Raw genomic sequence first — 9,700 nt, 5'->3', positions numbered from 1 at the left:
AACTTATATTTAACTCTGCTTGAATATATCGATCGCTCCTGCTCTTGGTTGGCGATCGATTATTCAGCAAGCCCTAAATATCAGACTCTCCCCGAAAAATCTGCTGAGAAATCTCTGTAGACACAAACTCGCGAGGATTCGGCGTTTCAGTGCCGCGACTGGTAACAATCGAAATTAATTGGCGTTCCCCTTTCAACACAGTAATTTGGCGGTTGGGATTGGTCGGATCGACTTTCACCGAAACTACCCCACCATCGCCTAAATAAGCCTTGGCAATATTCAAACCGTTAAAAGTGCGATCGGCTACAATCTTTTGAGCCTTTTTAAAGGTATAATTAGAAATTAACCCAATATTTTTTTCCGGTTGAAATCGCACTTTAAATAATACTGGCTGCTGCAAATACTGGCGGTTGCTTTCAACCCCGGGCGTGACAATATTTGGCGCTAAAGGAGCGGCTAAATCTACCAAAGTGCTAGCAACATTCCAATTCCCCGCCATCCAGTCGGGATATACCAAATCTCCCTTAGCTACAGCGATAGGAGGCTTGCTTTCCCAATTGGGAAAACTTGATATGCGATCGCCCAAAACCCCGGCCCTCGCACCGCCACCCCACAGCAACACCAGAAAAACCAAACAAAAACCCCAAATTACCTTCATACCCAATTACATTCAAACAACTCACCTTAGATTTCTCTTTCTCTTTTCTCTGCCAGTTCTGCGCCCTCTGCCGTTCATTAATTCAAAAATGAGACAACAAATCCGTTAAACATCATATTTTATACCATTTTCATAAACAGGCAAGGTGCCTGTTGCACAAAAATAAATATTCTGCTTGTGGGGAGTAGGGGTTGTGCATCCTACCCGCCCCCAATATGCAATTCAAAGGTGGAAAAGCCTATGTTTTAAAGCGCCTCAACAGGTGCGGGTTCCCAAACTTCCCCGTATTTTTCCTTCAATTCGTGCCAATTTTCTACCTGTCCTGGTTCGTATTCCCCCGGCTTTCCCCACTGCAAAAACGCACTCAAAGCAGCCTCATTCTGTTCGTCCAGAAAACGGATTGCATAAGTAGTGAAATTGCCTCTTTTCGCCTCGCCAGTTTCAAACTTCACCTGTTTTATTTTGTCCATATTTAGGTGAAACTCAAATATTTCGGCGTGCATATTGGCATACTTACCCTTCGGCAACTCCGCATAAAACAGCTTGTGAATTGAACCGCGCACTTCCAGCACCGCCGCGCTGCTAGTCACGATTAAACGCAGCGTTCCCAATTGTTCGCAAGCTTCCAAGAATTCTTTCAGAGTCGCAGTCATATCAATTTTGGATTGTGGATTGTGGATTAAATCGATAATAATCAAATGGGAGTTAGGAATTAGGAAAAGGAATTAGAGAAAAAAGGATAAATTTTCCTTCTTCCTTCTCTCCCAGATAACTCAAGCCTTCCTTCTTCCTTCTTTTTACCCGATCGCGAAGTCGAAGGGCTTTATTCCTTCATGTTTCGTGCAGTTCGTAAGCAGCGACAATCCGCTGCACTAAAGGATGTCGCACCACATCCGCCTGAGAAAATTCGCAGAAAGCAATGCCCTCAACGTTGCGTAGAATGTTTTGGGCGACTGACAATCCCGACTGTTGGTTTGGCGGCAAATCTGTTTGAGTGATATCGCCCGTTACTACCATTCTCGATCGAAAGCCCAGACGAGTCAACACCATTTTCATCTGAGCTGGCGTCGTATTTTGAGCTTCGTCCAAAATTACGAAAGCATTGCTGAGAGTGCGCCCCCGCATATAAGCTAAAGGAGCTACTTCGATCAAGCCTCTTTCCATTAAATCGGCCATTTTTTCAGGGTCGATCATTTCTTGCAGGGCGTCGTAAAGCGGGCGCAAATATGGATCGACTTTTTGCTGCAAATCTCCCGGCAAAAACCCTAATTTTTCGCCAGCTTCCACGGCTGGCCTGGTTAAAATCAGCCGTTCGTACTGCTTGCTCAACAGCGCCTGCACGGCGAAAATAGCTGCTAGAAATGTTTTGCCAGTACCAGCGGGGCCAATGCAAAATGTCAGGTCGTGCGTGCGTACTGCTTGGACGTATTGCCGCTGCTTGAAGGTTTTGGCTCTAATTTCTTCGCCGCGGCGGGTTCTGGCGAGAACGTCTCGCTGCAAGTCCTGTAAATCGCCTTGGCGGTTGGTATCCAAAGCTTGGCGCGCCGTCTGGATTTCAACTCCGGTAATATTTTTGCCGGATTTCCAATAGTCGGAGAGCGATCGCACTAATTTATGACACAATTCTACTTGACTTTTTGTGCCGGAAATCAGCAGTTCTTGCCCTCGCATTACCAGGGTAGCACCAGTTTGCTTAGAGATCATTTTCAGGTTTTCTTCTTGATTACCGGCCAGCGACATTGCGCTTTGAATGCTCGGTAACTCTATTGTTAGTTTTTCATTCATGCCAACATAAGCTCCTCCAAATAAGCAATTAAAAGTTAACAACTAAACGTTCAAACAGTCACTATTTGGGAACAAAAAAACGCCCGTTACTAGGTTTTACCTAGTATCTAAGGCGTCTTTTAGATTTAGCTCCCAAATGAGTTTGGTGCTTGAGGCACAAATCAAATCTCCCTTCTATTAAGTCAGGCAATTTTAGATTTTAGATTGAAAATTTTAGATTTTAGATTAACCTGATGCCGCTGACATTTGAAATTTAAAATTTTACATTTGTTTCCGATCGCAAAACCGGCAATTTCAAACTAAACGGCGCTTGTAATACAAAGTCTACAACAGGCAATCTAAAATCTAAAATTCTTTCTGGGCTCTGCAGTTAGTTAATAACCGGGAGTATTTCTGCTCGTTCTAAACGTAGGTGTGTTAGTACGGCGAGGTTGTTCTCTCGGAGTTCTGCTAGCTAAGGGACTCGGCGACGGAGGTGGCGTCCGGGGTCGGAAGTCGCCTCGCGGCTCCCGCGAGCCACGATCTGGGCGGTCGCGATCCGGGCGGTCGCGATCTGGGCGATCGCGATCCGGGCGGTCGCGATCGCCCCTGGGCGGGCCAGCTCCACGATCGCCCGCTTCACCATCGTATATATCTAAGTAGAGGGACTGACCCGCCGTCTGCGCCACCGCTTCGAGCGTAGTTCTAATTGCCTGAATATTGCGTCCGCCCCTACCGTACACCCGGCCTTTGTCGGGATCTTCAAAAGCAAGCCTAACCCAGACCCGCGATTGGCGCGGGTGCAGTTCGCAATCAACCCGCAAAGAGCCTGGGGTCTCTAAAAAAGGCCCAATTAAAAATTTAACCAGTCCAGCATAGTTGGGACTAGCTGACTGTTGCTGTGCTGGATTCAACGTTGGCTCCGGCTCCGACTTGTTCAAATACATGGGCTTTTCTCAGGATGTCACGCACGGTGTCAGTTGGCTGAGCGCCTTGTTGCAGGCGCTTGACAATCGCTGGAACATCCAGCCTGGTTTCGTTATTTCTGGGGTTGTAATAGCCGAGCTCTTCTAGGGGACGGCCGTCGCGGCGAGTAGAACTGTTCATCGCTACAATCCGGTAGCTTGTCTCGCGTTTTTTCCCGTATCTCTTCAATCGCAGTTTGATCATCTTCTTGCACAATAGTCTTGTTCCAATTCTAAGCTATTTTGTCAGTGCTCCTTCCCCGAACTCCAACTCAACCCCTATTTCTTAACCTCCGACCAAAATATCGCTACGATTTGCTGCCCCCAAGGCCGGTCTGGCGCCGTCAATGTGCGGTGTAATTGCTAGTGGCAAAATCAATGCTGTTCCCCATTGCTGCACCAATTTTTGCAAAAATATATCTTGCTGCGCTCTCAAAGAGTCCCAATCGGTGCCGCGATTAATAATTGCAAACCAAACTAAACCCCGATCGCGCGTGGGTATGGCTCCAGCCAAAGCAATCACCGTGTCCAAAGTACCAGTTTTCACCACAGCCGATCGCGGAATGTGTCGGTTTTCCAAAGTTCCTCGATCGCGCCCGGACACCGGAAACAAGTCAGCAATCGTCAGCCCTGTAGTCTGAAGGTTGCGGGCAATCGCCTGCATCATCCCACAAGCCGCCCTCGGAGACATCTGATTTTCCACTCCCAATCCCGAACCGTTAACTAATTGAAGTTCCTCCTCCGGCACTCCCGCAGCCCAAGTCGCTTGCTGCTGGACTATTTTTGCCCCGCCCAAATCGTCGGCCAGCATCTGAGCTATTTCATTGTCGCTGTGGACGTTCATCTGCTTGAGAATTTCCGCTAAAGGGAGCGATCGGCGTTTCAGCAGCAAATGCCCCGAAGTCACAAATTTCTCAGCAATGACGCTGCCGGCAACCGTTACTTGCGGCTTTCTAGTTCCCGGAGCCATCTTAGAATACATGGCCACCACTTCCGCAGGCCAATTGCTACCCTCAAGAGCTTGCCGCAGTATCTCCCCGGCCGCCAAAGGATCGGACTCGTAATTCATGCGGAAATTGCCTGTCACCACCAAATTTCCCGCCACGCGCTCGATACCCATTTGATTGAGAGCATTGCCAACGGCGATCGCCTCCTCCCACACAAACAGCGGATCGCCCCCGCCGCTGACCACCAAATCTCCCTGCAACACCCCATTCCTAATCGGCCCGGTTCCCCGGAACCGCGTTTCAAACTGATAATCCGGGCCCCAAGTCTCCAGCGACGCCAGAGAAGTAGCAATCTTAGTCAGCGAAGCCCCAGGCATCAGCGTCTTGCCTTGCTGACTTACCAGCGGCACCATTCCCGCTTGCACCCAAATTCCCTGATTCCCATCAATCAGGTTCTTGTCTTTCAAATCTTTTAAATATTCCCGCACCGTCGCTTCTGCTGGCAAGTCTGGATTTGCCGCATCTATTCCCCCAAAAGCCAAATCTTCGGCCACCACTAACCCGGGTATCCCTCCCCGCCAAGCCAGCACTGACGCAGCATTAGGCCCGACACTGCGTACCCCAGCCATGTCCAGCCACAGAGACACGATCCCTGAGCTAAATAAATCCAGCATCTTTTACTCCTAAAGTCATGTAAACTATTGCATTGATTTTTTCAATTTGCAGTCAAAAATAGTAAAGTAGTGACAAAACAAGTTCTATCAGAGTAGTCGGAAATGAGAATTGTCCGATCGCCGTTGCGAGCGGAGGTTAGTTCTTTATTCAGACTTCTGGATTCACGCTCCTGACTTCCTGGTAGAATTTTTAGTGTTTCTCAAACATTGGTCAATGGGATCGACACGCGCAAGAATTGCAATAGACGCTATGGGCGGGGATCATGCCCCCGCCGAAGTTGTAGCTGGAGCGCTTAAGGCACAAGAAGAATTAGGCGTAGAGATTTTGCTCGTGGGCGACCCGCAGCAAATAGAAGACTCGCTCCGGCAACAAGACGCGATCGGCCGCGTCTCTACAGGTCAGCTAGAAATCGTTCCTTCTGAAGGAGCGGTGGAAATGCACGAAGAACCTTTGAGTGCCCTCAAACGCAAGCCCAACGCTTCGATTAACGTAGCGATGAACTTGGTAAAGCAGCAGCAAGCTGATGCTGTGGTGTCCGCCGGTCACTCCGGCGCGGCAATGGCTGCTGCCCTGCTCAGGTTGGGCCGGCTCCCCGGAATCGATCGCCCTGCGATCGGTGCGGTTTTACCGACAATGGTACCGGGCAGCTCTGTACTCATTCTCGATGTCGGCGCTAACGTGGACTGCCGCCCCAAATTTTTGGAGCAGTTTGCTCTTATGGGAACTATTTACAGCCAGTGCGTGCTGGGCGTCGCCGAACCTAAAATCGGCTTGCTCAACATTGGCGAAGAACCTTCTAAAGGCAACGACGCGGCAGTGCGGACTCACCAGTTATTGGTGGACAACCCGAACATTCCTTTTGTGGGCAATGCCGAAGGCCGCGACGTGCTGTCGGGGAAATTCGACGTGATTGTCTGCGACGGATTTGTCGGCAACGTGTTGTTGAAGTTTGCCGAAGCGGTGGGCGAAGTCGTCGTGCAAGTGCTGAAGGAAGAATTAGTCAAAGGACTCCAACATCAAATTAACGATCCTCTGCTGCAAAAAAGCTTGCAAGGATTTAAGCAGCGGGTAGACCACGTTGAACACGGCGGCGGTTTGCTATTGGGCGTTGCTGGAGTTTGCATTATCAGCCACGGTTCGTCTCAAGCTGGCTCTATTTTTAATGCCATTCGTTTGGCGAAGGAGGCTATTGACAACCAAGTGCTGGAGCGAATTCGATCGTCCAATCACCAAAGCGCTATGGAACAAGAAGCTGTGAATTAGAGGCAGTAAGTAGGAATTAAAAATTAAAAATGTAAAATTAAAAAAGTCAGCTTAAACCCACTGTTTTGCTTAAAAAGTAATTTCAGCAGTTTAAAAAATAATTTTAATTGGTAGTTTTTAATTTTTAATTTCTCGATCGATCGCTCATAAATGGAGAGGAATGTTGCAGCAATCAGGGTTCGGCATTGCCGTCACAGGTAGCGGTTCTTGTACACCGCAGGTTTCGCTGGATAATAACGGTTTGAGTCAGATAGTAGAAACTTCTGACGAGTGGATTGGGGCGCGGACGGGCATTCGCTCCCGCAGGCTGGCAGACGATCGTACTTCTTTGTGCGATTTAGCCTCGGAGGCATCGCTTCAGGCGATCGCAATGGCAGAAATTTCGCCGACAGATATTGATTTGATTATTTTGGCGACTTCGAGTCCTGACGATTTGTTTGGCACTGCCAGTAAAATTCAATATCAGTTGGGCGCCACAAAAGCTGTGGCTTTTGATTTAACAGCAGCTTGTTCGGGCTTTGTTTTTGGTTTAGTTACAGCCTCGCAGTTCATTCGGACAGGGGTTTATCAAAATGTTTTGCTGATCGGAGCAGATATTTTATCTCGGTGGGTGAATTGGTCGGATCGGGGTACTTGTATTCTCTTTGGAGACGGTGCAGGTGCGGTGGTATTACAAGCTTCAGAAGTCGATCGCTTTTTGGGATTTGAAATTCGCAGCGACGGCACACAAAATTCGTCTCTAAATTTGGCTTACAAAGCCGAGTCAAAAGAATTAATTGAGGGCGTCAGCGTCGGAGTTGGCGGATTTAATCCCATCACAATGAATGGTCAAGAAATTTATCGCTTTGCCGTAAAAAAAGTGCCGGAAGTCATAGAAAAAGCTATGTTTCGGGCTAATATTAACGCTGCAGAAATTGACTGGCTGCTGTTGCACCAAGCCAATCAGCGGATTCTCGATGCAGTTGCCCAAAGGCTAAAGATTCCCCCCGAAAAAGTAATCAGCAATTTGGCGAATTACGGCAATACCTCAGCGGCTTCAATTCCCCTTGCCTTAGACGAAGCCGTGCGTCTGGGTAAAGTTAAACCGGGCGATACTATTGCTGCGGCTGGTTTCGGTGCAGGTTTGACTTGGGGGGCGGCGATTTTTCAATGGGGAAGGTAATATTTGGCGGCCGGCTGTAAACTTGCCCTGCTTATTGTCGGGGCTGTGACACTTGCAAAATACAAATCCTTGAACACGCCATACATAGGGCAAGGTGTGCAGCCGCACACCCCCGGGACAGGAGTTCTTGACAAGCACGCCCTGAAATAGAAAATCCTCTATTGTTTGATCGACTTTCCCCGGCTAGAAGGTGGAAAATTTTGTTACTGCTATTAATTTAATTAAAGTAGCAAAAAAAATATAAACTTCGTAAAAAATGCAATTATTATGTTATAATTGTGAGTCGCTAGTAGATAGTTCGTTAACCGAAAGATAGCGGATACCAGCGAGCGAACTTAGAAGCGGGAAAGAAAGAATTTTTGCAATCACCAATTAGCAACCACCAATTAGCAGATTACCGGAAAAATGACTAAAACAGCATGGGTATTTCCCGGGCAAGGTTCCCAGGCGATCGGGATGGGTGCAGACTTATTAAACTTGCCAACAGCCAAAGCCAAATTTGAGCTCGCTAAAGAAATTTTAGGTTGGTCTGTCTCGGAAGTTTGCCAACAAGAAGAAGCAAAACTATCTCGGACTCTCTACACTCAGCCTTGCTTGTTCGTAGTAGAAAGTATTTTGACCGACTTAATGCGAGAAAAAAGCGATCGACCAGCGGTAGTTGCCGGTCACAGTTTAGGAGAATACGTCGCCCTCTACGCAGCAGGCGTCTTTGACTTTGAAACCGGCTTGCGCTTAGTCAAACGCCGCGCCGAACTCATGGACACTGCCTCCGGCGGTCAAATGGTGGCTTTGATCGGGTTCGACAGGCAGGAACTAGAACTGCAAATTCAATACAGCCGAGACGTAGTGCTGGCAAACGACAACAGCGAAGCACAAGTCGTGATTTCTGGAACGCCCGCAGCAGTAGAAGATTTGCTTGCCAAAATCAAAGTCAAACGCGCCGTTAAATTGAATGTTTCTGGTGCGTTTCACTCTCCCCTGATGGCCGGGGTGGCGGCAGAGTTTCAACTAGCGTTAAAGTCTGCAAGGTTTTCCGATGCTAAAATGCTGGTGCTCTCGAACGCAGAACCTTCAGCCACTACCAGCGCAGCCACTTTAAAGCAGCGGTTGACTCAGCAGATGACCAAAGGCGTCCGGTGGCGAGAAATTTCGCTGCAACTGCCACAACAAGGAATCGATCGCGTAGTGGAAATTGGCCCCGGCAAAGTTCTCACAGGTTTGATCAAACGGACTTGTCCGGATTTAGCGCTGGTAAATGTTAGCAGTTTTGCAGATTTGCCCGCTTAATCTATGTTTAACCTGTGATGAAATCCCAGGTCGTAAAATTGAGAGTTAACAGGCCTGAAGATTGCCGAAAAACAAATAGCACAACAGGCAAATCCGAATATTGCCTGTTGTGCAAATTGGGGATAGACGATCCAGACAGTTAGAAAATATTAATTCAAAATCGAGAAATCGATCGACCTGACGGGGCAAGCGACAAATCCCGATCTAAACTAGGCATAAAAACCAAGCTTATAGGGAGCGATAATCCATTTTAACTTGGGTTTTCGTTGAGCTTTGACAATCCCTAAATCTCGATTTTCCTCTGCGGCAAAATACTTCACGGGGTCAGGAGCTAATCGGGAGCATGTCACTTTTGCAGTGAGTAATTATACTTATGAAGTTTTTCCCTGATTTCCAATTAACCCGTTCAAGTAAGCACAACGATGAGCTAATACTTGCCCCACATGTTCTGATTTCCAACTAGCTCCTGATATTTTAATTCGTCTGGCTATTTGCTTAATCCCTGATTCTACCGCTCCTGAACCAATTGAACAGATGCCATCAATAGAGAAAACTTCATAGTTGATAATCCTTTGTTTGTGCTTTTCTAGATATTTGCAAAAATTCACTGCTGCTTTTTTCTTGAGCTTTCTAAATAGGGCTTGCTGAATAATCGATCGCATATTGCGTGGCGAAAGGTTTCGAGCGCGCGATCGAGAGTAAAGTGCAAGATAAACAGGTAAAATAGGTCAAAACCCGTGCATCACCACCTGCGATCGTGTACCGAAAAGTTGAGCTGGCCCCACAACCCCCATCCGAGTTTGAACTGCCCTTCGGAGGCAGCTTGTCACCAGATATAGTCATTTCAAATAAGTATGAGACACTCTTTCTGCACAATAAGCACGAATAACTTCATCAAGAGATGGGGTGCATCTCAGTTTTGCACATATATCAAGTGGAAAGTTGACCATTGAGATAAGCACAGCGCAGAGAAAGAATA

General features: G+C 47.6%; 9 protein-coding genes and 1 pseudogene. 3 read left to right on the top strand and 7 right to left on the bottom strand.

Annotated elements, in window-relative coordinates; genetic code table 11:
• Window positions 1–73: 73 nt before the first annotated feature.
• The 6 genes from QUA57_RS27285 to QUA57_RS27260 all read right to left on the bottom strand — a co-directional run bounded on the left by QUA57_RS27285 (window position 74) and on the right by QUA57_RS27260 (window position 5,008).
• Window positions 74–658 (bottom strand): DUF6816 family protein, encoded by a 585-nt coding sequence (locus QUA57_RS27285; protein WP_333064879.1) that lies wholly within the window; start codon window positions 656–658, stop codon window positions 74–76.
• A 245-nt stretch (window positions 659–903) separates the two neighbouring features.
• A complete protein-coding gene (locus QUA57_RS27280) occupies window positions 904–1,311 on the bottom strand; it encodes a ChuX/HutX family heme-like substrate-binding protein (protein WP_333039443.1) in 408 nt (135 codons plus the stop codon).
• Window positions 1,312–1,489: 178 nt separating this feature from the next.
• On the bottom strand, window positions 1,490–2,443 hold the full coding sequence (locus QUA57_RS27275; protein WP_333039441.1) for a PhoH family protein: 954 nt from the start codon (window positions 2,441–2,443) through the stop codon (window positions 1,490–1,492).
• Between the two features lie 374 nt (window positions 2,444–2,817).
• Window positions 2,818–3,336: a KH domain-containing protein gene (locus tag QUA57_RS27270; protein WP_333064881.1), complete on the bottom strand. Its 519-nt coding sequence runs from the start codon at window positions 3,334–3,336 to the stop codon at window positions 2,818–2,820.
• Entirely contained in the window at window positions 3,308–3,592 is a 285-nt protein-coding gene (gene rpsP, locus QUA57_RS27265; RefSeq protein ID WP_333039433.1) for a 30S ribosomal protein S16, read from the bottom strand. Before rpsP ends, QUA57_RS27270 begins: the two co-directional genes overlap by 29 nt.
• A gap of 81 nt (window positions 3,593–3,673) precedes the next feature.
• Complete coding sequence (locus tag QUA57_RS27260) at window positions 3,674–5,008, bottom strand: D-alanyl-D-alanine carboxypeptidase (protein WP_333064877.1); 1,335 nt, start codon at window positions 5,006–5,008, stop codon at window positions 3,674–3,676.
• Window positions 5,009–5,222: 214 nt separating this feature from the next.
• Here QUA57_RS27260 and plsX point away from each other — a divergent pair, with 214 nt between their 5' ends.
• From plsX to fabD, 3 genes are all read left to right on the top strand, one after another.
• On the top strand, window positions 5,223–6,272 hold the full coding sequence (gene plsX / locus QUA57_RS27255; RefSeq protein WP_333064876.1) for a phosphate acyltransferase PlsX: 1,050 nt from the start codon (window positions 5,223–5,225) through the stop codon (window positions 6,270–6,272).
• Window positions 6,273–6,432: 160 nt separating this feature from the next.
• Window positions 6,433–7,434 carry a beta-ketoacyl-ACP synthase III gene (locus QUA57_RS27250; RefSeq protein WP_006633727.1) on the top strand — a complete coding sequence of 334 codons (1,002 nt, stop codon included), beginning with the start codon at window positions 6,433–6,435 and terminating at the stop codon, window positions 7,432–7,434.
• Between the two features lie 405 nt (window positions 7,435–7,839).
• On the top strand, window positions 7,840–8,721 hold the full coding sequence (fabD, locus tag QUA57_RS27245; protein ID WP_333064874.1) for an ACP S-malonyltransferase: 882 nt from the start codon (window positions 7,840–7,842) through the stop codon (window positions 8,719–8,721).
• Window positions 8,722–9,092: 371 nt separating this feature from the next.
• Here the strand turns inward: fabD and QUA57_RS27240 are convergent.
• A pseudogene (locus QUA57_RS27240) lies at window positions 9,093–9,359 on the bottom strand (ISKra4 family transposase); the annotation flags it as partial.
• Between the last annotated feature and the right edge of the window lie 341 nt (window positions 9,360–9,700).

The organism is Microcoleus sp. Pol7_B2 (assembly GCF_036701035.1).
Taxonomy (GTDB): domain Bacteria; phylum Cyanobacteriota; class Cyanobacteriia; order Cyanobacteriales; family Microcoleaceae; genus Microcoleus.
This window is presented reverse-complemented; position numbering and strand designations above follow the sequence as displayed.